Below are 22871 nucleotides of genomic sequence, written 5' to 3'. Positions count from 1 at the left end.
CAACTCCTCCCCGCAAGGGGGAGGAGAGATCCGCGCGTCTGATCCTCAGGCCGCCGCCGGCTGCCCCTCCGGCTCCAGGTAATCCTGCACCGGCTGCGCGGGCCCGCTCCGCATCAGCACGTAGAGGAACGGCACCAGCAGCAGCGTCGCCGGCGTCGCGAAGGCGATGCCGCCCATCACAGCCCGCGCGAGCGCCGCGTTCTGCTCGCCGCCCTCGCCCGTGCCGAGCGCCATCGGGATCAGCCCGAAGAACATCGCCGAGGCGGTCATCAGCACCGGCCGCAGCCGGGTCTCGCCCGCGGTGATCGCCGCCTCCTGGGCGCTGCAGTTCGTCGCCTCCCGGTGCTCCTTGGCGAAGGTCACGAGCAGAATCGAGTTCGCCGAGGCGATGCCCACCGACATGATCGCCCCGAAGATCGACGGGATCGAGAACGCGGTGCCGGTGATGAACAGCGCGAAGGTGATGCCGCAGAACGCCATGGGCAGCGCCGCGATCACCACGAAGGGGTCGCCCCAGCTCTGATAGTTCACCGCCATCAGCAGATAGACGGCGATCAGCGCGATGCCGAGGCCGATCTCCAGGCGGAAGAAGGCCGAGCGCATGTTCTCGATCTGGCCGCGGACCGCGATCTTGTCGGGCGCCTCCAGGTTCTTCTGCTCGTCCTGCACGACCGCGTCGATGTCGCGCGCCACCGAGCCGAGGTCACGGTCCTGCACAGCGGCGAAGATGTCGAAGGTCGGCTGGATGTTGACGTGGCTGATCATGGTCTGCGTCGGCATCCGGCGCAGATCCGCGAGGCTGGAGAGCAGCGTCAGCACGCCGGGGCCGGAGCCCGAGGTCGCGGCCGCGCGGACGAACATCGGCGTGTTGCGCAGGTCGGTCAGCGAGCTGTTGCGGTACTCGGGCGTCTGCACCCAGAGCTGATAGGGGATGCCGGTCTTCGGATCGGGCCAGAAGTTCGGCGTCACCTGATAGCTGCCCGACAGCGAGATGTTCATGTTCTGCGCCACCTGCTGCTCGGTGAGCCCGAGTTCGGAGGCGAGGCGCCGGTCGACGTCGACGTAGAATTGCGGCTCGTTGACGATCTGCTGCAGATGGACGTCGACGAGGCCCTTGGTGTGCTTCAGCCGCTGCACGATACGCTGGGCGACCTCCAGATCCTTCTCCTTGTGCCGGCCGGAGACCTGCACGTCGATCGGCGTGATGACGCCGAAATTCAGGATCTGGGTGATCATGTCGGCGGGCTGGAAATACACGGTCACGTCGGGGAAGCGCTTCATCAGCACGTCCCGCAGGCGTTTCGTGTAGCCGGCCACTGAGCCGTGGCCCTCCTTGAGGCTGATGAGCATCTGCCCGTCGTTGTAGGAGACGAACGAGCCGTCCGAGAACGCGAAGTTGTAGTTGTTCGAGGGCAGGCCGATGTTCTGGAGGATCTGGTCGACCTCGGCCGGCGGGATGATCGCGCGGACCGTATCCTCGACCTCGGCGAAGACCTGCCGGGTGGTCTCGATGCGCATGCCGGTGCGGGTGCGCAGATGCAGGGTCATCTGGCTCGCCTCGATCTGCGGGAAGTAATCCTGCCCGACGAAGACGAACAGCACGCCAGTCATCCCGAGTACGACGCCGACGACGCCCAGGGTGACGATCCGGTGGCGCAAAACCGCGTGCAGCAGGCCGACATAGCCCCGGTGGAACCGGGTGAAGCCGCGCTCGAAGTGGCCATGGACCCAGCCGGCAAGCCGCATGACCGGCGCACCGATGAGACCGACGGCGCGGGCGATGCGGCCCCGCCGGGGTGGCTCCTGCTGGTCCCGGTCCTTGGCGTGCTTCTGCCGGTATTCCGGCGCCACGATCACGTCGATCAGCAGCGGCACCAAGGTGCGCGACAGCAGGTAGGAGGTCAGCATCGCGAACACGACCGCCAGCGCCTGCGGCGTGAACAGGTACTTTGGCGTGTCGGTGAGCGCGAACACCGCCGTGAAGGCCGCGCAGATCGCGAGCGTCGAGATCAACGCCGGCTTGGCGATGCCGGCGGCGCCATGGACCACGCTCTCGCGGAACTCCTCGCCCTCCTCGAACAGCCGGTAGGTGTTCTCGATCGCCACCGTGGCGTCGTCCACGAGGATGCCGACCGCGAGCGCCAGCCCGCCCAGCGTCATGACGTTGATGGTCTCGCCGAGCGCCGCCAGCACGGCGAGCGAGGTCATCACGCAGAGCGGGATCGAGATCAGCACGATGATCGTCGAACGCCAGGAGCCGAGGAACAGCAGGATCGCGAGCCCGGTCAGGGCCGCCGCGGTCAGCGCCTCGTGCAGCACGCCCTCAATGGCGTTTGAGACGAAGACCGACTGGTCGAACAGCTGCTTGATCGACAGCCCCTCGGGCGCCGCCGCGCGGATCGTCGGCATCGCCGCCTTGACGTTGTTGACGACGTTCAGCGTCGAGGCGGTGCCGTTCTTGATGATCTGCATCAGCACGGCCTGCTGGCCGTCGGCGCTCACCACGTTGACCTGCGGCGGGCCGCCGTCGCGGACATAGGCCACGTCGCGCATCAGCACGGGCTGGCCGGCCACCACCTTGATCGGCGCGAGGTTGAGGGTCTCGATCGAGGGAGGGGTGGCGTTGAGTTGGACTGGGTATTGTTGCTCGCCGATCTTGGCGAGGCCGGACGGCACCGTCAGGTTCTGGGCCGTCATGGCGTTGGTGACGTCGAGCGGCGTCAGGCCGAGCGCCTGCAGGGCGTTGAGGTCGAGATCGACCATGATCTGCCGCGGCGCGCCGCCGAAGGGCGACGGCAACGTCGAGCCCGGCACCTGCGCCAGCGTCTGGCGGATCCGGTACTGGGCGTAATCGTAGACCTCGTTGAGGCTCTGTTTGGCCGAGGTCAGGGCGAGCTGGATCACCGGCACCGAGGAGGCGGAGTAGCGCACGATCACCGGCGGCTGCGTGCCGGTGGGCATCACGGCGCGGATCGAGTTGGTCGAGGACACCACCTGGGCGATCGCGAGGTCGATGCTGACGGTCGGGTCGAAGTAGATGCGCTGCACCGCCGTGCCCTGGAGCGTGGTCGACTCCATGCGGCGGATGTTGTTGACGTTGTTGGAGATGCCGTATTCGGCATAGGTGGTGATGCGCTGTTCCATCTCCGGCGCCGACAGGCCGGTATAGGTCCAGACCACCACGACGACCGGGATGTCGACGACCGGCAGCACGTCCTTGGGGGTGACGACGATGGCGCCGATGCCGCCCAGCATCATCAGCACCGCGAGCACGTAGGTCGTGATCCGGAACTTGAGGGCGTAGAGGACGAGGCCCATGCGGTCTCCGCCGGCCGGCGCGGGGCCGGCAACTCCGCGTTGTGTACCGGCTAGCCGTTACACCCGGACTGTTTCGCTATCACGTCCGGACAGGCAAGGGACGGGCCGCGTCGCCGCAGGGTTGCGGTGGCGCGCGCGGGAACGCCGAGTGGCGCTATCTTGCCGGCATGGGCCCGCAGATCGCCTTCAGCGCCGTCCAGTCCGGCGAGTCGAGGAGGGGTGCCCGCGCGCCGGACGGGGCTGTCGCGAGCAACCGCATCACCGCGGCACGGTCCCGGGTAAAGGGATGGGTGCGCAAGTAAGCCGGATCCCCACCGCTATCGGCCGCGATCCGCTCCAGAATGGTGGCCACGGCCGCCCCGTCGCCGCCCGCCCGGGCGAGGGCCGCGACCGCATAGCCATCGGCTGCACGCTCGGCCTCCCGGCTGTGACGGGCCGACGACACGGTCCGCCCGAGCGCCACCACGACGGCCGAGCCGGTCACGTCGCCCGTCAGATAGCCGCGCACGAAGGCGAAGCCGGAATTGCGGATCAGCCCCCGGGTCGCGGTCGCGAAGACCAGGATGCACCAGCCGGAGGCCCGTGCCGCGTAGGCGAGTCCCGATCCGTCCTGGCCCAGGCGGATGCCGCGCCACAAGGTGCGGGAGACTCGGTAGCGGCGGCAGCGGCACAGCGCGAGCTGCCCGAGGACGAACAGCACGACGACGCTGAGGAGCGCCGAGACCTCGGCGACGTTCGGGAACAGGAGCGAGACCGCGAACAGGCCGACATAGGCCTGCACGAGGACCACGATCGCGACGAGAAACCCGAGGAACAGCTCCTGCCCGCCGCCGACATAGAGGGCGGTCGACCCATCCACGACGGTCCGGCTCCAGAGGAAGCGCTGCAGGTTCGAGATGTACCAGAATCGGTAGAGGCCGGAGGTGAGGAGCGAGAGCAGGAAGCCCTTCACCACGATCCCGGTCAGCCCGTCGAGCCGAAGGTCACCTCGCCTTCGCGCGTCGTCGCGACGGCCCCTGCCCCAATCCGATCGCCCATCCTGCCCCCGACACGCCACAGATTCGCGGCGTCGGCGGAGTCTTGCGCATCGGCCAGGAATGCTCAAGACAAACGGGCGTCACGACCCAGCCGAGGGCCGAAGCGCAAAGATTTCCTGTCGGCGGTACAACAGATCGACGGTCGAAACGAGCCGCAAAAATTCTACTTCAAAGAGGATCAGCGCAGCAGAGCCGACTTATCGACTTGCAGGGCCCCGGCGATTTCATCAAGTGCCTTGTGCTCGACCGCGCTGATGCCATCGATATCGGCCACGTCGGCGCCGATCAGGAATACGTCCTGGCGCTGCTCGATCGGCCGCTCCGCGATGGCGCCGATGAGGCGCAGGTTCTCCAGCCGGCCGGCCCGGGTCTTGGCCCGGGCGATCGCCTCGTAGAGTTCCTGCTCGACCCGCAGGGTGTCGTAGGATTTCTCGAGGATCGGGTTCGCGCGGATCCCGGTGATCGCCGATTCGATCTCCTCCTCGGCGACATCGCCATCCGCCACGATGACGTTGGCGGCGGACGAGACCGCCGCCAGCAGAAAGACGGCATCGCCCGCATACGACATGATCGTGCGGCCGAACCGAAGGATGGCGTCTTGAAAAATGCTCATGCCGATTCCCGTCCGGTCGGAGATGGCGGATATTGTGGCCGCCGAGTCAAGATGCGGCCGAGCTTGCCCAGGGGATGCCGCTTTCAGGTGGCGGGTTCATGCCCCGGCCAGTCCCGTCCGAGATGGGCCGCCACGCGGGCCGGATCGTCGCCGACCTCCGCCACGGCCGTCTCGACCTGCTCCACGGGCACCATGAACCGGCGCGCCCAGTAGGCTCTCTCCCAGGCATGGCCGACGTTCACGGCCCGGGGCTCGGTCGGATCCTGCTCGCTCTCGTCGGCCATCGGCCCTCCGCGTCTCGCGAGGGCCACGCGGCCCCCGGCGTGACAAACGCCGGCCGGGGCTGATCGGGTCCACTCAGCAGCAGCGGAAGCCCGCGGTGTTGCCCACACCGAGGCGGGCAGTCTCACGATTGCGGAAGAACGCCATCTCGGTCATCGGCGCCCGGTCGAGATGGATGCGGCCCGACCGCGGCCCTTACCCGACACGGAGGGTGCGGGCGGCGGCCCGCAGCGCGTCGTTCATCCGGCCCTGCCAACCCGGCCCCGTGGCCTTGAACGCCGCGACCGTGTCGGCATCGAGACGCAGGCTCACGAGCTGCTTGGTCGGTGCCTTCTGCAGCCCGCGGGAGCGGCGCAGGGTGGCCGCCAATTCAGGGAAGGCCTCGGCGAAGGGGCGCGCCGCCCGGGCCTGTTCCGCGGTGATCTCGGGGTTATTCGGATCGCCCGCGATGCCGGCCTGGATGCGCGACTCGTCGGCATCGGTGATCGGCGGAAGGTCGAGCTTAGGCATTCTCGTAGATCCTCCGTTCCGCACGACTGGCCGGACGCAGGCTGATCAGCGACAGCGCCTCCGATCCCAAGGGCGCGATCACCGCCGTGACGAGCAGTCCGTCCAGCACACCGATCGCCACGAAGCGGGGCCGACCGTCTGGCCCTGGATAGGACGGAACGATCACTGATTCCTCGAACACGAGGCGGTCGCGCGCATCCGCGAAGTCGAAGCCGTGCTTGGCGAGATTGGTCGCCCGCTTCGACTCGTCCCAGACAACGCGCATGCCTTCAGCTACGATCCTGACCGTGAGAGGTCAATCGAATCGTAGCTACGATTTGCGACCGCTCCACTGCTCAGCAGCAGCGGAAGCCCGCGGTGTTGCCCACCCCGAAGCGGGCGTTCTCGCGATTGCGAAAAAACTCCACCTCGGTCATCGGCGCCTGGTCGGGATGGGTGCGGCGAATGTGGTCGGCATAGGCCGCGTAATCCCCCTGTCCCACCATCAGCCGGGCGCCGTCGCAGACGCATTTGGACAGCGTCTTGATCCGGTCCCGCAGGTTCGTCGGCTGCATGGGCCCTACTCCGCAGGGACCAGGCGCGGCTCGGTCTCCAGCGCGGTCCAGCGATCGGCCCGCCATGCCTTCAGGCAGGCCGCGATGCCGAAGCCTGCGATGGCCACGACGAGGCCGATGAACAGGGCCGCCAGCACCGCGTCGATCCGGTCGTTGAGGATGATCTGGCTCATCTGGTCGGCGGTCTTGGCGGGCGCCAGGATCTTGCCCTCGGCCGCAGCCGTGGCGTAGCGCTCGGCATGGGCCAGGAACCCGATCTTCGGATCGGCGGAGAAGATCTTCTGCCAGCCGGCCGTGAGGGTGCACAGGCACAGCCACGCGGTCGGGATGATGGTCACGAACGCGTAGCGCTCGCGCTTCATCTTGAAGATCACCACCGTGCACAGCGTCAGCGCCACCGCGGCGAGCATCTGGTTCGAGATGCCGAAGAGCGGCCACAGGGTGTTGATGCCGCCGAGCGGGTCGGTCACCCCCTGGTACAGGAAGTAGCCCCAGGCGCCGACCGAGATGGCGGTCGCCGCGATGCTCGGCCCCCACGACGTGGTGTTCTTGAACGACGGCACCGCCAGCGCGACGAGATCCTGCACCATGAACCGGCAGGCGCGCGTCCCCGCATCCACCGCGGTGAGGATGAACAGGGCCTCGAACAGGATCGCGAAGTGATACCAGAAGGCCATCATCGCCTTGCCGCCGATGGCCGAGGAGATGATGTGGGCCATGCCGACCGCCAGCGTCGGAGCGCCGCCGGCCCGCGAAATGATGGTGCGCTCGCCGACGTCGGCGGCGGTCTGGGTGATGATCTCAGGCGTCGTGGCGAAGCCGAGCTTGGTCACGGCGGCGGCTGCGGTTTCCGGCGTGGTGCCGATGAGCGCCGCGGGCGCGTTCATGGTGAAGTACACGCCCGGGTCGATCACGCAGGCCGAGACCAGCGCCATGATCGCCACGAAGGATTCCATCAGCATGCCGCCGTAGCCGATGAAGCGGGCATCGGCCTCGCTGGCGATCAGCTTCGGCGTGGTGCCCGACGCGATCAGGGCGTGGAAGCCCGAGACCGCGCCGCACGCGATGGTGATGAACAGGAACGGGAACAGGCTGCCGGCCCAGACCGGGCCGGTGCCGTCCACGAACTTGGTGACCGCCGGCATCTGCAGGTGCGGAGCGACGACCGCGATGCCGAGCGCCAGCCCGACGATGGTGCCGATCTTGAGGAAGGTCGACAGGTAGTCGCGCGGGGCGAGCAGCAGCCAGACCGGCAGGATCGAGGCGACGAAGCCGTAGCCGATCAGCATCCAGCAGAGCTGCGGGCCCGTGAAGGTGAAGGCCGGGCCCCAGACCGGGCTCGCCGCCACCGAGCCGCCGGCCATGATCGCCAGCATCAGCAGGACGAAGCCGAGGACCGAGCCCTCGCCGATCTTGCCCGGGCGGATGTACCGGGAATAGACGCCCATCAGCATGGCGATCGGGATCGTCGACATCACCGTGAAGGTGCCCCAGGGGCTCTCGGCCAGCGCCTTCACGACGATCAGCGCCAGCACGGCGAGCAGGATCACCATGATCAGGAAGGTGCCGAACAACGCGATGATGCCCGGCACGGTGCCGAGTTCGGCCCGGATCAGCTCGCCGAGCGACCGGCCGTCCCGGCGCATCGACACGAACAGGACCATGAAGTCCTGCACGGCGCCGGCGAGCACCACGCCGGCCAGGATCCAGAGCATGCCCGGCAGGTAGCCCATCTGGGCGGCGAGCACCGGGCCGACCAGCGGGCCCGCGCCCGCGATCGCCGCGAAATGGTGACCGAACAGGACGCCGCGGTTGGTGGGCACGTAGTCGAGCCCGTCATTGTGGCGCACGGCGGGCGTGACCCGTTTCGGGTCGAGACGCATCACCTTGTCGGCGATGAATTGGGAGTAATACCGGTAGGCGATCAGGTAGACGCAGACTGCCGCGACAACGATCCAGAGGGCGTTGACCGTCTCGCCCCGCTGGCTCGCCACGATCGCCAAAGCCGCGGCGCCGAGCGCGCCCACCAGGGCCCAGGGCCCATGCCTGCCGATCGCCGAACCCATGATGTCCCTCCCGGAGGCCGCATCGAGCTCGGTTGGCTCCCCCGAGCCCCCCGGCCGGAATTCGTGGATCCCGTGCGACAGGACCGGTTTATCCTCTCCACATCCCGTTGACGCAAGCGATCCGAACTGTGATGCAGCGCATCAGACCGCACGATAAACGCACCGTGTAACAGCGTACATTCGATGCGGACCCGACTTTCTCATCCGAGCCGGACCATGGAAACCAGACGCCGCTCGCCGCTGATGTGGCTCCTGCTGCTGCCCTTCCTGGGGCTCCTCTGGGTGCCGTTCTACAACCAGCGCGATCCGATGCTGTTCGGCTTCCCGTTCTTCTACTGGTACCAGCTGGCCTGGGTGCCGCTGACCTCCGTCATTCTCTACGTCGTCTACCGGGCCGTGCGCGATGACCGCTGATCTCGACATCCCGGCGCTGTCGGTCTTCGTCTTCTTCTTCCTGCTCGTGACCGTGATGGGTTTCGTGGCCGCGCGCTGGCGCCGGCCCGAGACCCTCGCCCATCTCGACGAATGGGGCCTCGGCGGTCGCAAGTTCGGCACGTGGATCACGTGGTTCCTGATCGGCGGCGACTTTTACACCGCCTATACGGTCATCGCGGTGCCGGCGCTGGTCTATGCGGTGGGTGCCTACGGCTTCTTCGCCCTGCCCTACACGATCATCGTCTACCCGTTCGTGTTCGCGGTGATGCCGGTCCTGTGGCAGGCCGCCAAGGACAAGGGCTACGTCACGGCGGGCGACGTCGTGTACGGCACCTACGGCTCGCGGGCGCTGGAACTCGCGGTCGCCGTCACCGGCGTGATCGCCACGATGCCCTATATCGCGCTCCAGCTGATCGGCATGGAGGTGGCGATCAAGGCCCTGGGACTGCACGGCGAGCTGCCGTTGATCGTCGCCTTCCTGGTTTTGGCCTTCTACACCTACTCGTCGGGTCTACGGGCGCCGGCGCTGATCGCGTTCGTCAAGGACATCATGATCTACATCGTGGTGCTGGTGGCGGTGGCGATCGTGCCCTCGAAGCTCGGCGGCTACGCTGCGGTGTTCGACGCGGCCGACGCCGCCTTCAAGGCCAAGGGCTCGGGCGGCATCCTGCTCAGCCCGGCGCAGATCCTGCCCTACGCCTCGCTGGCGCTCGGCTCGGCGCTCGCGGCCTTCATGTATCCGCACACACTGACCGGCATCTTCGCCTCCTCGGGCGGCAACACGATCCGCAAGAACGCGGTGCTGCTGCCGGCCTACACGCTGCTCCTCGGGCTGCTCGCCATGCTGGGCTATATGGGCCACGCGGCCGGCCTGAAGGTGACGAGCAACAACGACATCGTGCCCGCCCTGTTCAAGACCCTGTTCCCGAGCTGGTTCGCGGGCTTCGCCTTCGCGGCGATCGCCATCGGCGCCCTGGTGCCGGCGGCGGTGATGTCGATCGGTGCCGCCAACCTGTTCTCGCGCAACGTCTGGAAAGCCTACGTCAACCCGAACGTGACCTCGGCCGGCGAGGCGCAGGTCGCCAAGATCACCTCCATGCTGGTCAAGCTCGGCGCGCTGGTGGCGATCCTGGTCCTGCCGACGCAGTTCGCGCTCGATCTCCAGCTGCTCGGCGGGCTGTGGATCCTGCAGACCCTGCCGGCCCTGGTGTTCGGCCTCTACGTCTCGTGGTTCCGGGCACCGGCTCTGCTGGCCGGCTGGGCGGTGGGTTTCGTGGCCGGCAGCCTGATCGCGTGGTCGGACGGCCTGAAGCCGCTGCACAGCCTGACCTTCGGCGACACGAAGCTCACGCTCTATACCGGGCTCCTGGCGCTCGCCGTGAACATCGTCGTGGCGGTGCTGGTGAACGCGGTGCTGACCCTGGGCGGCCGGAATACGGCCGTCGCGGCGGGCCGCTGAGCCCGTCGGAAGCCTGTTTGAGGAGAGCACAATGGCGAAGGTCGCATTCCTGGGTCTCGGCGTGATGGGCGGCCCGATGGCGGGCCACCTCGCCAAGAAGGGGGGCCACGCTGTCACGGTCTACAACCGCACCACCCCGAAGGCGGAAGCCTGGGTGAAGACCTATGGCGGCGCCTTCGCGCCGACGCCCCGGCAGGCCGTCGAGGGCGCCGAGATCGTGTTCGCCTGCGTCGGCAACGACGATGACCTGCGCAGCGTCGTGCTGGGCGATGACGGGGCGCTCGCCGGCATGAAGCCCGGCGCGATCTTCGTGGATCACACCACGGCCTCGGCCGAGGTCGCGCGGGAACTCGCCGCCGCGGCCGAGGCGAAGGGCGTCGGCTTCATCGACGCCCCGGTCTCCGGCGGCCAGGCGGGCGCCGAGAACGGCGTGCTCACCGTGATGTGCGGCGGCGAGGCCGCGACCTACGCCAAGGTCGAGGGCGCGATCGGATCCTTCGCCCGGGCCTGCCGGCTGATGGGCCCGGTGGGCTCCGGCCAGCTCACTAAGATGGTCAATCAGATCTGCATCGCCGGTCTGGTCCAGGGCCTGTCGGAGGGCGTTCACTTCGCCAAGCGGGCCGGCCTCGACGTCGAGGCGGTGCTCGACGTGATCTCCAAGGGGGCCGCCGGCTCCTGGCAGATGGAGAACCGCGGCAAGACCATGAGCGCGGGTACATTCGACTTCGGTTTCGCGGTCGACTGGATGCGCAAGGACCTCGGGATCCTGCTGGACGAGGCCCGCCGCAACGGGGCGAAGCTCCCGGTCTCCGCGCTGGTGGATCAGTTCTACGCCGAGGTGCAGGCCATGGGCGGCAACCGCTGGGACACGTCGAGCCTCGTGGCGCGGCTGGAGCGCTGAGTTTTTTCGCACTTCAGAAGGCCGGGGAACCCGCACGGCAATCCAGACCCCGCCACGGCCCCTCCCTCCCCCTCTGTGGGCCACGGTCTTCACGCATCTCAGGCTAAGGCGCGGGTTCCCCTCTCCCCGCGGGCGGGGAGAGGCCCGCACGGACCTCGTCGTCCGTGCGGGAAGCGGAGGCGAAGCCGCAGCGGCGGTGAGGGGGCGGCTCCGGAAGAGACTCCTCCGTTCGTGCCCCCCTCACCTTCGGCTGCCGCCTCGCTCCGGCGACGACAAAGTCGCCGGAGCGCTCTCCCCGCAAGCGGGGCGAGGGGATCACCCGGCTTTAACGATGCAGCCGAATCAAGAGCGGCAGAGCGCTGTGTGAATCCGGTAGCCCCTCTCCGGAGGAGGGCGTTTCGCGGCAAGTTCACAGCTCAACCTGGGCCGCCTCCGGATCCATCCAGTGCCAGCCCTCCCCCATCTGGTGGCGGAACCACGTGAACTGGCGCTTGGCGTAGGCGCGCGTATCCGCCTGCCCCCGAAGAATCGCGTCTTCGAGGCTCACCGCCCCGTCGAGATGGGCGATCAGGCCCGGCACCCCGTGGGCGCGCATCACCGGCAGCATCGGGTCGAGACTCCGCGACCGCAAGCGGGCAACCTCATCCAGCGCGCCCTCCGCGATCATGGTCCGGAACCGGACATCGATCCGGGCGCGCAGCACCGCGCGATCGGGCGCCAGGAAGATCTTTTCGAGGTTCCATCCGGCCAGCGGGCCGGGAACGGGATCGCCGTAGAAGCTCGCGATCGGACGTCCGGTGGCGAAAAAGATTTCCAGGGCGCGCATCACGCGCATCCGGTCGCTCGGGCGCAGGCGTGCCGCCCCCTCGGGATCGTGCCGGGCGAGGTCGGTGTGCAGCGCCTCGGTCGGGCGCCCCTCCGCCGCGCCCCGCACCTGGGCGCGCACCGCCTCGGGCACGGGCGGCAGCTCCGAAAACCCCTGCTCCAGCGCCCGGAAATACAGGCCCGTTCCGCCCACGAAGACCGGCAACCGTCCGTCCAGGGTCAGGAGCAGCGCCGTCGCATCCCGGGAGAAATGCCCCACGGAATAATTCACGGCGCCGTCGACATGGCCATAGAGCCGGTGGGGCACCCGCGCTTCCTCGTCGGGATCGGGCCGGGCGGTCAGACGCCGAAGGTCGGCGTAGACCTGCATGGAATCGGTGTTGATCACCACGCCGTCGTGACGCTGCGCCAGCCGGGCGGCGAGCGCCGACTTGCCCGAGGCAGTGGGCCCTGCGATGAGGATCGCCGCCGGGCGCCCCCCGGCCTCTCGGTCTGGCAAGGCGAACCTCCACAATGCTGGTCGCGGTCCTGATAGCAAACCCGGATCGGCCGTCCATCACCGACGCGGTGCTGGCCGAGACACGCGCGGTGCTGCGGACGGAGCACCAGCCCCGAATCCTGCACGGTGAGGTGGCGGCCGAGTTGCTGGTGCCCGGCGAGCCCGCGGCTGCAGCGGCCCTGACCGACGCACTGCGGACGGCGCTGGCCGGGGAGCCGATCGACCTTGCGGTGCTGCCGGCCGATGCGCATCGGCGCAAGCGCCTGTTTCTGGCCGACATGGATTCCACCATGATCGAACAGGAATGCATCGACGAACTCGCCGGGACCCTCGGCCTCAAGGACCACGTGGCGGCGATCACCGAGCGGGCGATGCGGGGCGAGATCGCCTTCGAGCCCGCGCTCCGGGAGCGCGTCGCGCTCCTGAAGGACATTCCGGTCGATGCGGTCGACGGGCTGATCGCCGAGCAATTGAGCCTCACGCCGGGCGGTCCCACGCTGGTGCGGACCCTGCGGGCACACGGCGCCCGGACCTGTCTCGTCTCCGGCGGCTTCACCCTGTTCACCGGCCCGATCGCCGCGATGATCGGCTTCCACGAGCATCGATCCAACGTACTGGGTGTGGCGGACGGCCGCCTGACCGGCACGGTCGAGGATCCGATCGTCGGCAAGGCGGAGAAGCGTGCGACGTTGATCGAACTGCGCGGCGTGCTCGGCCTCGACGCCGCCGACACGCTCGCGGTCGGTGACGGCGACAACGACCTCGATATGCTGGCCGAGGCCGGCCTCGGCGTGGCGTTCCGGGCCAAGCCCGCGGTGGCCGCGGCGGCACAGGTCCGCGTCGAGCACGGCGACCTCACCGCGCTCCTCTACCTGCAGGGCTACGCGGCTGCGGAGTTCGTGGGGTGAGCGCTCAGGGGATGGTCCGGGTCAGGACGACCACGGCACCCAGCACGGCCAGCGTCTGAAAGCCGATCGCGCCGACGAGCCAGCGCACCGTCTCGACTTTTGCGGCGGCGATCGCACCCTTCACGGCTTCGATCTCGACCTTTGTTTCCAGGCGCAGACCACCGATGTCCGCCTGTGTCGTGAGACGCAACGCTTCGATATCCGACCGGGTCTGAATCTTCAGGGCCTCGATATCGCTTCGAACGATTTGAATCTCGGCTTGCACATCCCGGATATTGGTTTGCAGGTCACGGATGTCGGCTTTCGCAGCGATGTTCCCATCGAAGACGTCTACGAGTGCGTCGGCCAAGCCCTCCGCCTGTTCGGGCGCCAGCTTCGCCTTATCACGCAACGCCCGGGCGAACTTCAAGGTATCGAAGGCGACAGCTGTCATAGGTCCAGGACCGTCCGAGCCGCACCGACTCGCCGGATCAGTGTGCCGCCCCGCAGCGCCGCGTCAATGCGGCGTCCCGCATGCAAAAGGCCGCCGCTTCTCACGTAGCGACGGCCCCTGATCCTGCGTGAGAGCCCGCTCAGTCCAGCCCGACCGCCACGAAGCGCACGTCGCCCGTCGCGCTCGCCACCAGCAGCAGCACCGACTTGCGCCCATCCTTCTTCAGGGCATCGATCCGCTTGGTCACGTCAGCCGGCGTGTTCACCGCCTCCTGGCCGACCTCGACGATCACCTCGCCCGGCTGGATCCGCTTGTCGGCCGCCGTCGAGTTCGGATCGACGCGGGTGACGACCACACCCTTCACCGTGTCCTTGATGGAGTACTTCTTGCGCAGATCGTCGGTCATGCCGGACAGGTTGAGGCCCAGCGCCTGACGCGTGGCGCTCTCCGGCTCGGGCTGGCGCAGGTTGGCGGGCTGCGGCTTGTCGCTGTCCTCCAGGCGGCCGAGGGTGACGGGCTTGGTCACCTCCTCGCCCTTGCGCATGACGATCACATCGACCTTCTGCCCCACCGGGGTGGAGGCCACGATCCGCGGCAGGTCGCCGGAGGCCTTCACGGGCGTGCCGTTGAACTTGAGGATCACGTCGCCGACCTCGATCCCGGCGGTCTTGGCCGGGCCCTTTTCGTCGACGCCGGCGACAAGAGCGCCCCGCGGCCCACCCTTGAGGTTCAACGCCTCGGCGGTGGCATCGTCGACGTTCTGGATCCGCACCCCGAGCCAGCCGCGGCGAACCTCGCCGAACTCGCGGAGCTGGTCGATCACCGGCTTGGCCGTGTCCGAGGGGACGGCGAAGCCGATGCCGACCGAGCCTCCGGTGGGCGACAGGATCGCCGTGTTGATGCCGATCACCTCGCCGTCCATGTTGAACAGCGGACCGCCGGAATTGCCCTTGTTGATGGCCGCGTCGGTCTGGATGTAGTTGTCATACGGACCGGACTCGATGTTCCGGCCCCGGGCCGAGACGATGCCGGCCGAGACCGAGCCGCCCAGCCCGAACGGGTTGCCGATGGCGATCACCCAGTCGCCCGGCCGCATCTTGTCGGAATCACCGAACGGCACCGCTTTCAGCGGCCGGTCGGCTGTGGGCTTCACGCGCAGCACCGCGAGATCGATCTTCGAATCCTTGCCGACGATTTCGGCTTTCAGCTTGGTGCCGTCGTGCAGGATCACCTGGATGTCGTTGGCATCGCCGATGACGTGGTTGTTGGTCACCACGAGCCCTGAGGCGTCGATGATGAAGCCGGAACCCAGCGAGTTCGACTTGCGCTGCGTCCGTGGCGTGTCGTTGTCGCCGCCACCTCCCCCGCCTCCCCGACCGCCGCGGCGATTGAAGAATTCCTCGAACAGATCCTCGAACGGCGTACCCGGAGGCACCTGAGGTCCGGCTCGGCTGCCGCCGCGTGCCTCGACCGTCGTGGAGGCGGAGATATTCACCACCGCATCGGTCACTTGGTCGGCGAGGTCGGCGAGCGAGGCCGGCCCCTTGGCGAAAGCCGGGATCGGCAGGGCCGCCGTCACCGCGGCGGCGCCCACGAGGACGGCCGCCACAAGGCTGCGGGCGCGGGAGCGGGCCAGGATACGGGGCTGCGCCTCGGCGCGGCCGAAGGGCGCCACGGGGGCGCGCACGACGGGGTGCATGATCGACCTCTTCAAGACCGCGTTTCCGGCTCCGCGAATCCCTGACCGGAGATCAGGGTCCGCGTGTTGTCGCACTCAGTAGTCCCGGGGGCCGGGACGCCGACACGCTCAGCGTGCGGCGCCCGCGGTGGACCCGGTGGTCGCGTTCGGATCTGCAGGGCGCGGGGGACGCGTTGCCGCGGCGCGGCCCTGTGGATCGCTGAAGTAGCGGAAGAAGTCCGTATTTGGGCTGATCACGAGGCGCGTGTCCGATCCCTTCAGCCCAACCTCGTAGGCCTGCATCGAGCGGTAGAAGCTGAAGAAGTCCGGGTCCTTGCCGAACGCCTCGGCGAGGATCCGGTTCTTGTCTGCGTCACCCTGACCGCGCAGCTGCTCGGATTTCTGGGTCGCCTCAGCCAAAATCACCGTGACCTCGCGATCGGCCTTTGCACGGATCGTGGCGGCGATCTGATCGCCATTCGCCCGGATGTCGGCGGCCTCGCGCTCGCGCTCGGTCTTCATCCGCTTGTAGACAGCGGCCGAGTTCTGCGCCGGCAGATCGACGCGGGTCATGCGCAGATCGACGATCTCGATGCCGAGCGCCTTGGCCTGCCGGTTCACGTCCTCCTGGATCTGGTGCATCAGCTGGCCGCGATCGGTCTTCACGATGGCGTCGCGGGTCGAGCGGGCCAGCACGTTGCGCAGACCGGAATTGGTGAAGCTCGCGAGCCGCTGGTTGGCCAGCCCGATATTGCCCACCGCCTGATAGAAGCGCAGCGGATCGAGAATCCGGTAGCGGGCGAAGGCGTCCACCTCCAGGTTCTGACGGTCCGCGGTGAGCACCGTCTGAACCGGTAGATCGAGGTCGAGCACGCGCTTGTCGAAGATCACGACGTTCTCGACGAACGGGACCTTGAAGTAGAGCCCGGGCTTCTCTTCGCCGGTGGCGTTGAGGACGGCGCGGACCCGGCCGAATTGCAGGACCAGCGCCTGCTGCATCTGGCCGACGGTGAAGATCGAGGCGTAGAGCCCGATCGCGACGATCGCGGCGACCGCGATCAGGCCGGTGCGAAGAGCCTGCTTCATCGGGCGGCTCCCGTCTGGGTCTGGGTCTGGGCCCGGGCGCCGAACTCCGAGAGCGGCAGCACCGGCAGCACGCCGGCCGCCGTCGCGGCGCCGGGCTGTGTCCCGTTCTGGTCGATGATCACCTTGTTCACGGAGCCCAGAACCTTCTCCATCGTCTCCAGGAAGATCCGCTCGCGGCTGATCGCCGGGGCAGCCTTGTAGGAGGCGTAGACCTCGCTGAAGCGCGCCGCCTGGCCGGTGGCATCGGCGGTCGCCTTGGTCCGGTAGGCCTCGGCCTGCTGGAAGATCTGGGACGCCTTACCGCGGGCCTGAGGGACCTCGCGGCTGGCGTAGGTCTTGGCCTCGTTCTGCGCCGTATCGGCATCCTGCTGGGCGGCGTTCACGTCGATGAAGGCCGGGCGCACCTCGGGCGGCGGGTTCACCGAGACGAGCTGCACCACCTCGATGCGCACGCCGGCGCCGTACTCGTCCAGCGCCTTCTGGACCATCTCCTTGACCTCCTGGGCGATGCTCGACTGCTCGTTGGTCAGGATCGCCTGGATGTTGCGGCGGCCGATCACCTCGCGCATCGCGCTCTCGGAGATCGCCTTGATGGTGCCCTCGGGGTTCTGGAGGTTGAACACGAAATCGGAGGCCTTCAGCGGGTTGATCCGCCACTGCACCTCGAAGTCAAGATCGACGATATTCTCGTCGCCGGTGAGGATCAGGCTCTCGTCCGGCACGTCGCGGTTGCGGCCCTGGCCGCCGGGACCGGCGCGGAAGCCGATCTGGATCGAATTCTGCGATCCGACGTCAGGCTTGACCACGCCGCCGATCGGATAGGGGAAGTTGTAGCGCAGGCCCTCGCCCTTGGTGCCGACATAGCGGCCGAAGATCGTCTCGATGCCGACCTGACGCGGGTAGACGGTGTAGAATCCGGTGGCGAGCCAGACCGCGACGGCGAGCGCCGCGATCACCGCCGCGCTACGACCGCCACCGAGGCCGGTCGAGCCGCCGCCGCCATAGCCGCTGGAGCCGCCACCGCCCGGGATCAGGCCGCGCAGCCGGTCCTGCCCGCGCCGAAGCAGGTCCTCAAGGTTCGGCGGGGTCTTACCGCCGTTGCCCCACGGACCTCCACCGCCGTTGCCGCCGTTCCCGCCGGGCCGGCCCCAGGGGCCTCCGCCGCCGCTCTGATTGCTCCAAGGCATCCTAGCCGTCGTCTCCCGCCTGTCCGCGCCCGACCTTCATGCCGGCCGGCGCCCCTTGCCTGAACGGCCACGCTCGCCCGCCTAGTCCCGCCGATCCGGGTCGATAGCCGGGCGACCTGGGCCTGTCGGAGGCCTAAGAGCCTGCACGCGCGCATCTTCCTGTAAGATACGCAAGCCCGACGTGAGCACGCGCACCAGACAGGCACCTGCGGGCGCACGCCCCGTGCTGTCAAGGCTGGCAGGTGGGCATCCCGGTCCCCAAAGGCAAATGCGGCCGCGCGCCTCAGCGCACACGTTCCCAATCTACGAACGCGAACGCGTGCTCGTCGCGTGGGCCGGCGGGGTGCGCCTCGCGCAACATCTCGCGGAACCAAGCTCGGTCGAAGGCCGGGAATCGCACGTCGCCTTCGGGCTCGGCCGCAACCTCGGTCAGATGAAGGCGATCGGCCTGCGGCAGGGCCAGGGCGTAGATCTCTGCGCCGCCGACCACCATCAGCTCAGAGCCGGACGCGGCCGCCAGTGCGGCTTCCCAGTCGTGAACGACCTCGACGCCCTCGGCCCGGAAAGCGCGGTCGCGGGTCAGGACGAGCGTGCGGCGGCCCGGCAGCGGTCGGCCGATTGAGTCCCAGGTCCGGCGGCCCATCAGCATCGGCTTGCCCATAGTGAGCGCCTTGAACCGCTTCAGGTCGCTGGACAGGTGCCAGGCGAGGCCGTTGTCGCGGCCGATCACGCCATTGCGGGCGACGGCCGCGACCAGGGAGACGATCGGTCTCATACCGCCACCGGCGCCGCGATGGCCGGATGCGGGTCGTAATTCTCGATGGCGATGTCCTCGTACCGGAAGGCGAAGAGGTCCCGCACCGCCGGGTTCAGCCGCAGCTGCGGCAGCGGACGCGGCTCCCGGGCCAGCAGGGCGCGGGTCTGCTCCAAGTGGTTCCGGTAGAGATGCGCATCGCCGAATGTATGGATGAAGTCGCCGACCCCGAGGCCCGTCACCTGCGCGATCATATGGGTTAGGAGCGCGTAGCTCGCGATATTGAACGGCACACCCAGGAAGGCGTCGGCCGAGCGCTGGTAGAGCTGGCAGGAGAGCCGCCCCTCGCTTACGTAAAACTGGAACAGGCAGTGGCAGGGGGCGAGCGCCATCCTGTCGAGATCGGCGGGGTTCCAGGCCGAGACGATCAGGCGGCGCGAATCCGGGTTGCGCCGGATCTCGTCCAGCACCCAGGCGATCTGATCGACCGTGCCGCCATCGGGCTTCTGCCAGGAGCGCCACTGTTTGCCGTAGACCGGGCCGAGGTCACCGTGCGCGTCGGCCCACTCGTCCCAGATCGTCACGCCGTTCGCCCGGAGCGCGGCCACATTGGTGTCGCCGGCCAGGAACCAGAGCAGCTCGTGAATAATCGAGCGCAGGTGCAGGCGCTTCGTGGTGACCAGGGGAAATCCGGCCGACAGGTCGAAGCGCATCTGGTGGCCGAACACCGAGAGGGTGCCGGTGCCGGTGCGATCCTCCTTGGGGGCGCCCGCGTCGAGGATGCGCCGGAGCAGGTCGTGATAAGCGTCCATCCGCCATTCCTGCGCGCGACCGGGCCGCCGGGCAAGCGCGCCGGCAGCATCTATGCACCGCCGTCGCGCATCAGGGTGATCAGCTCGGCCAGAGCAGATAGGTCACGAGCGCCAGGTTCGACCAGCCGTGCAGGGCAATGCCAGGCCAGAGCCGGCCGGTCCGCCAGCGGAGCCAGCCGAGGGCCAGGGCCAGCGGCAGCAGCGAGACCGGCCGGGCGAGCCCCCAGGACGAGACATGGGCGGCCGCGAAGATCAGAGCGGTGACCAGGATCGCCCCCACGGGCCCGACGGCGGCCTGGGCGCGGGCGAAGGCCTCGCCGCGCAGCAGCAGCTCCTCGGCCACGGGGGCCAGGATCGTGAGATAGGCGAGCCACGCCGCCACTGCGGCCTGGCTCATGAAGGGCGACAGCCGCACGTGCTGGCCGAAGCTCGCGCCGAACAGCTCAGCCGTACCGGTCACCCACACGATGTGCAGCACCGGCCAGGCCAACAGGATCCCCAGAAGGAGGACGGGTCGCATCCCGTTCGGGCGCTCGCGGTCGAGGGCAAGGCGGCGGCGCCATCCGGCCCGGTCCCGTAACCACGCCCCGCCGATGACCAGGAGGGCGAGGAAAACCTGACGCAGGGCGTCGACCGCGAAGGCCCGGTGGGCGAGTTCCACCGCGCCGAGGAACGGGCGCCGCTCCGGCGGCAGGAACGGGTCGATCCCGCTCCACAGATCGAACCCGACGCGTACGGCGGCGAGCGACAGCACGCTCGCTGCGCCGAGATAGAGGATCACCAGGCCGATCAGGGCACCGAGGCGCCAAGTCGCGGACCAGATCCGGTCGAGACGGCCTCGCTGATCCGGCATGGGGGCGCCCGACTGCGCACTTCCGGCAACAGCCTCGCCCGGAGGCGCGATAAGAGGCGGTGGCGCGACACGATCGGGCTTCAAAACCGGACCGATCCCCTCTATATCTCGGGAGCCGGTCGCGAGGCCGGCTATGGCGATAAACGTTCTTCGCAATAAACCTATCGGACCCGGGGGCGGTACCCGGCGCCTCCACCGGAACCCAGGACATGCTGCCGCAAGGCGCGTTGTCAGAAGCCTGGGCTCCGGCGGGGGCGACATAGGATCGACGAGGGCGTAAAGGTTGGACTTTCGCTCGGCATGGTTCCGCCGTTATCGGGCCGTTGCAAGAGTTGCCAACGACAACTTTGCTCCGGTGGCGGTGGCCGCGTAAGCGGCCCCCAATACCGACTTGAAGACCTAGCGGGTAGCACCGCATAGGCGGGGTTCGGAGGCACCCGGCACCAGAAGCTTCCACTCCAAGTCCTCGGTCCGGCCATCCGCGGCGGGGCGCCGGGCAGACCGGGCGAGAGCGCAACCGCTGATGGCAGACGACCTGATCCGCTACGATCTCTTGGTACAGGACGCCCTGCGTGGCGTCGTGCGCAAGGTGCTGACCGACGCGGCCCGCGAGGGGCTGATGGGCGAGCACCATTTCTACGTCTCGTTCCGGACGGAGGCGCCCGGCGTGCGGATGTCGCAGGCCCTGCGCGAGAAGTACCCGCAGGACATGACGATCGTCCTGCAGCATCAGTTCTGGGACCTCAACGTCACCGAGCACGCCTTCGAGGTCGGCCTGTCCTTCTCGGGCGTTCCGGAGCGGTTGCTGGTGCCGTTCGACGCGCTGTCGGGCTTCTTCGACCCCTCCGTGCAGTTCGGGCTGAAGTTCGATCTGAGCGAGGCCGGCGAGGCGCCCGAGGAGGCGAACGCCACCCCGGCCAAGGCCGGCCCGCGCGGGGCTGGTTCCGAGCCCGGCGAGGTTCGCCCCAAGGGTGCGGGGCTCGCTACGATCGGCGCAGCTGCGCCGAAGGGTCTGCCGGCTCCCGCGGCGGCGAGCGACAAGGGCTCGCCCAAGCCGGACGAGAAGGCACCCCGACCCGCCGCCAAGAAGGAGGGCGAGGAAGCCGGCGCCGAGGTCGTGAGCCTAGACGCGTTCCGCAAGAAGAGCTGAACCGGCCGGGCCGAATCACATGTCGGCCCTCGGCCTCGGCGATCTCATCATTGCGTCCCGGCTTTACGATCGCGTTACCCGTCAGCTTGAGGCGTGACGGGGCGCTTAGCCCCGCCCCTCGGCCTCCATGCGCAGCCCGTGCTCCGGCCGCAGCGTCACCCGGTGCAGCGGCGTGACCGGCGGGTGATCTTCCGGCAGGTGGAACCGCACGGCCCGCACGATATGCGCCAGCAGGATCACCGCCTCCTGCACCGAAAAACTCTGCCCGATGCAGACCCGCGGCCCCGCCCCGAACGGCAGGTAGGTGAAGCGCGCGATGCTGTCACGGTTCTCGGGAAGGAACCGCTCCGGAACGAAGGCCTCCGGGTCGTCCCAGAGCAACTGGTGGCGGTGGAGCACCCAGGGGGCCACCATGACCAGCGAGCCCCGCGGCACCTTGATCCGGCCAAACCGGTCGTCCCGCACTGCCTGTCGGCTAAGGAACGGCACCGGCGGGAACAGCCGCATCGCCTCCTCGATCACCGCCCGCGTGTAGGGTAGCCGCTCCACGGAAAAGTCCCCCGGTCCGGCGGCATCGATTTCGGCTTCGATCCGGGCTTGGGCAGCAGGATCCTGCGACAGGCAATACAGCGTCCAGGTCAGGGAATTGGCGGTGGTCTCGTGACCGGCGGCGATGAAGGTCACGATGTTGGCCTTCACGGCGAGGTCCGAGAGGCCGGTGCCGGTCTCGGGATCCTGCGCGGCGAGCAGCAGCGTCAGCAGATCGCGCGGCGCCTCGTCCTGCGCCATCAGCGCCCTGCGCCTGGCGATCAGCTCATCGACTACCTCGGCGAAGAAGCGACCCGCCGGGCGCGCCCGCAGGCGGCCGATCCGCGGCACGAAATCGGGTACGCCGAACACGTCGAGCGGGTCGATCGGTCCCACCGCCTCTAAAAACCGGGTGATCGCGCGCCCGAGGGCGTCCGGATCGCCCGGCAACCCCTGCGTAAAGATCGTCCGCTCCAGCACGTCCAGCGTGACCCGGGTCATCTCCAGGGCGACGTCGACCTGCTTGCCGGCCCGGCGGGCGAGACGCCGGCCGAGCCGCGCCCCGGCGGCGTTCATGGCGTCGGAAAAGCCCTGGACCGTGCGGGCGTTGAAGATCGGTGCCAGCGTCCGGCGCTGAAGCCGCCACTCGTCGCCCTCGGCACTGAGCAGGCCGTTACCAAGCCCAGGGGCGAGAACCCGGCGCTGGAGGTCGTCCTTGCGGTAATTCTCGGCGTTCTCGATCAGCACGTAGCGAACCAGCGCCGGGTCGCTCACCAGGGTGATCCGGCCCATCGCACCCTCGGCCGCCACCACCGGCAGCTTGAAATGCGCGTCCATCCACGTGGTGATCGGATTCTTACGCGCCGCCCGCAGGAACGCGAACAGGCCGAGCGGTTCCTTGAGCGGAGGCGGCACGGTAGGGCGGAACCGGGTGGCGGGCTCGGGCAGGTCGATCGTCGCGCTCATCGGCTCCTTCCGGCGGG

At 68.5% G+C, this 22871-nt stretch carries 22 protein-coding genes, 1 other RNA gene and 1 pseudogene; 6 read left to right on the top strand and 18 right to left on the bottom strand.

Annotation, left to right across the window (positions count from 1 at the left end):
• Nucleotides 1–45: 45 nt before the first annotated feature.
• The 9 genes and pseudogenes from OXS49_RS14315 to OXS49_RS14275 all read right to left on the bottom strand — a co-directional run bounded on the left by OXS49_RS14315 (nucleotide 46) and on the right by OXS49_RS14275 (nucleotide 8380).
• Nucleotides 46–3318 carry an efflux RND transporter permease subunit gene (locus OXS49_RS14315; protein ID WP_267425097.1) on the bottom strand — a complete coding sequence of 1091 codons (3273 nt, stop codon included), beginning with the start codon at nucleotides 3316–3318 and terminating at the stop codon, nucleotides 46–48.
• Nucleotides 3319–3472: 154 nt separating this feature from the next.
• Nucleotides 3473–4273 carry a DUF898 family protein gene (locus OXS49_RS14310; protein ID WP_267425095.1) on the bottom strand — a complete coding sequence of 267 codons (801 nt, stop codon included), beginning with the start codon at nucleotides 4271–4273 and terminating at the stop codon, nucleotides 3473–3475.
• A 260-nt stretch (nucleotides 4274–4533) separates the two neighbouring features.
• Complete coding sequence (locus OXS49_RS14305; RefSeq protein WP_243922055.1) at nucleotides 4534–4968, bottom strand: tellurite resistance TerB family protein; 435 nt, start codon at nucleotides 4966–4968, stop codon at nucleotides 4534–4536.
• 83 nt (nucleotides 4969–5051) lie between these two features.
• Nucleotides 5052–5252: a DUF3606 domain-containing protein gene (locus tag OXS49_RS14300; RefSeq protein ID WP_267425093.1), complete on the bottom strand. Its 201-nt coding sequence runs from the start codon at nucleotides 5250–5252 to the stop codon at nucleotides 5052–5054.
• A 73-nt stretch (nucleotides 5253–5325) separates the two neighbouring features.
• Nucleotides 5326–5430 (bottom strand): annotated as a pseudogene (locus OXS49_RS14295) (CstA-like transporter-associated (seleno)protein); the annotation flags it as partial.
• A gap of 15 nt (nucleotides 5431–5445) precedes the next feature.
• Entirely contained in the window at nucleotides 5446–5760 is a 315-nt protein-coding gene (locus tag OXS49_RS14290; RefSeq protein ID WP_267425091.1) for a BrnA antitoxin family protein, read from the bottom strand.
• Nucleotides 5753–6025 (bottom strand): BrnT family toxin, encoded by a 273-nt coding sequence (locus tag OXS49_RS14285; protein ID WP_267425090.1) that lies wholly within the window; start codon nucleotides 6023–6025, stop codon nucleotides 5753–5755. The genes OXS49_RS14290 and OXS49_RS14285 overlap by 8 nt, the downstream gene beginning before the upstream one ends.
• 70 nt (nucleotides 6026–6095) lie before the next feature.
• Nucleotides 6096–6314 (bottom strand): YbdD/YjiX family protein, encoded by a 219-nt coding sequence (locus OXS49_RS14280; protein WP_267425089.1) that lies wholly within the window; start codon nucleotides 6312–6314, stop codon nucleotides 6096–6098.
• Between the two features lie 5 nt (nucleotides 6315–6319).
• A complete protein-coding gene (locus OXS49_RS14275) occupies nucleotides 6320–8380 on the bottom strand; it encodes a carbon starvation CstA family protein (RefSeq protein ID WP_267425088.1) in 2061 nt (686 codons plus the stop codon).
• A gap of 216 nt (nucleotides 8381–8596) precedes the next feature.
• Between OXS49_RS14275 and OXS49_RS14270 the strand changes: the two genes are divergently transcribed.
• The 3 genes from OXS49_RS14270 to OXS49_RS14260 are packed head-to-tail and all read left to right on the top strand — an operon-like array spanning nucleotide 8597 to nucleotide 11175.
• Nucleotides 8597–8794 carry a DUF3311 domain-containing protein gene (locus OXS49_RS14270; RefSeq protein ID WP_244001008.1) on the top strand — a complete coding sequence of 66 codons (198 nt, stop codon included), beginning with the start codon at nucleotides 8597–8599 and terminating at the stop codon, nucleotides 8792–8794.
• Entirely contained in the window at nucleotides 8784–10274 is a 1491-nt protein-coding gene (locus OXS49_RS14265) for a sodium:solute symporter (protein WP_244001010.1), read from the top strand. The genes OXS49_RS14270 and OXS49_RS14265 overlap by 11 nt, the downstream gene beginning before the upstream one ends.
• 13 nt (nucleotides 10275–10287) lie before the next feature.
• Nucleotides 10288–11175 (top strand): NAD(P)-dependent oxidoreductase, encoded by an 888-nt coding sequence (locus OXS49_RS14260; protein WP_267425098.1) that lies wholly within the window; start codon nucleotides 10288–10290, stop codon nucleotides 11173–11175.
• Nucleotides 11176–11584: 409 nt separating this feature from the next.
• Here the strand turns inward: OXS49_RS14260 and miaA are convergent, their stop codons facing one another.
• Nucleotides 11585–12499 carry a tRNA (adenosine(37)-N6)-dimethylallyltransferase MiaA gene (gene miaA / locus OXS49_RS14255; protein WP_244001325.1) on the bottom strand — a complete coding sequence of 305 codons (915 nt, stop codon included), beginning with the start codon at nucleotides 12497–12499 and terminating at the stop codon, nucleotides 11585–11587.
• A 14-nt stretch (nucleotides 12500–12513) separates the two neighbouring features.
• On the opposite strand from miaA, the gene serB reads away from it, so the two are divergent.
• The gene (serB, locus tag OXS49_RS14250) at nucleotides 12514–13407 is read left to right on the top strand and encodes a phosphoserine phosphatase SerB (protein WP_267425087.1); all 894 of its coding nucleotides are present in this window, start codon (nucleotides 12514–12516) and stop codon (nucleotides 13405–13407) included.
• 4 nt (nucleotides 13408–13411) lie between these two features.
• On the opposite strand, the gene OXS49_RS14245 is transcribed toward serB, so the two are convergent.
• From OXS49_RS14245 to OXS49_RS14215, 7 genes are all read right to left on the bottom strand, one after another.
• Nucleotides 13412–13840, bottom strand: a complete 429-nt coding sequence (locus OXS49_RS14245) for a hypothetical protein (protein ID WP_267425086.1) — start codon at nucleotides 13838–13840, stop codon at nucleotides 13412–13414.
• A gap of 139 nt (nucleotides 13841–13979) precedes the next feature.
• Nucleotides 13980–15539 carry a DegQ family serine endoprotease gene (locus OXS49_RS14240; protein ID WP_267425085.1) on the bottom strand — a complete coding sequence of 520 codons (1560 nt, stop codon included), beginning with the start codon at nucleotides 15537–15539 and terminating at the stop codon, nucleotides 13980–13982.
• Nucleotides 15540–15647: 108 nt separating this feature from the next.
• The gene (gene hflC, locus OXS49_RS14235; protein ID WP_243922011.1) at nucleotides 15648–16604 is read right to left on the bottom strand and encodes a protease modulator HflC; all 957 of its coding nucleotides are present in this window, start codon (nucleotides 16602–16604) and stop codon (nucleotides 15648–15650) included.
• Nucleotides 16601–17791, bottom strand: a complete 1191-nt coding sequence (gene hflK, locus OXS49_RS14230; protein WP_244001317.1) for an FtsH protease activity modulator HflK — start codon at nucleotides 17789–17791, stop codon at nucleotides 16601–16603. Before hflK ends, hflC begins: the two co-directional genes overlap by 4 nt.
• 283 nt (nucleotides 17792–18074) lie before the next feature.
• Nucleotides 18075–18566, bottom strand: coding sequence for a dihydrofolate reductase (locus tag OXS49_RS14225; RefSeq protein WP_267425084.1), 492 nt, complete (start codon nucleotides 18564–18566; stop codon nucleotides 18075–18077).
• Nucleotides 18563–19357, bottom strand: coding sequence for a thymidylate synthase (locus tag OXS49_RS14220; protein ID WP_267425083.1), 795 nt, complete (start codon nucleotides 19355–19357; stop codon nucleotides 18563–18565). Before OXS49_RS14220 ends, OXS49_RS14225 begins: the two co-directional genes overlap by 4 nt.
• 79 nt (nucleotides 19358–19436) lie before the next feature.
• On the bottom strand, nucleotides 19437–20210 hold the full coding sequence (locus OXS49_RS14215) for a CPBP family intramembrane glutamic endopeptidase (protein WP_244001311.1): 774 nt from the start codon (nucleotides 20208–20210) through the stop codon (nucleotides 19437–19439).
• Nucleotides 20211–20285: 75 nt separating this feature from the next.
• On the opposite strand from OXS49_RS14215, the gene ssrA reads away from it, so the two are divergent.
• Both ssrA and OXS49_RS14205 read left to right on the top strand, forming a co-directional pair.
• Nucleotides 20286–20668: a transfer-messenger RNA gene (gene ssrA / locus OXS49_RS14210) on the top strand.
• Nucleotides 20669–20733: 65 nt separating this feature from the next.
• A complete protein-coding gene (locus tag OXS49_RS14205) occupies nucleotides 20734–21360 on the top strand; it encodes a ClpXP protease specificity-enhancing factor SspB (RefSeq protein WP_244001309.1) in 627 nt (208 codons plus the stop codon).
• 105 nt (nucleotides 21361–21465) lie between these two features.
• Here the strand turns inward: OXS49_RS14205 and OXS49_RS14200 are convergent, their stop codons facing one another.
• Entirely contained in the window at nucleotides 21466–22854 is a 1389-nt protein-coding gene (locus OXS49_RS14200; protein ID WP_267425082.1) for a cytochrome P450, read from the bottom strand.
• Nucleotides 22855–22871: the final 17 nt, after the last annotated feature.

It is taken from the genome of Methylobacterium sp. GC_Met_2, from assembly GCF_026540795.1.
Taxonomy (GTDB): domain Bacteria; phylum Pseudomonadota; class Alphaproteobacteria; order Rhizobiales; family Beijerinckiaceae; genus Methylobacterium.
This window is presented reverse-complemented; position numbering and strand designations above follow the sequence as displayed.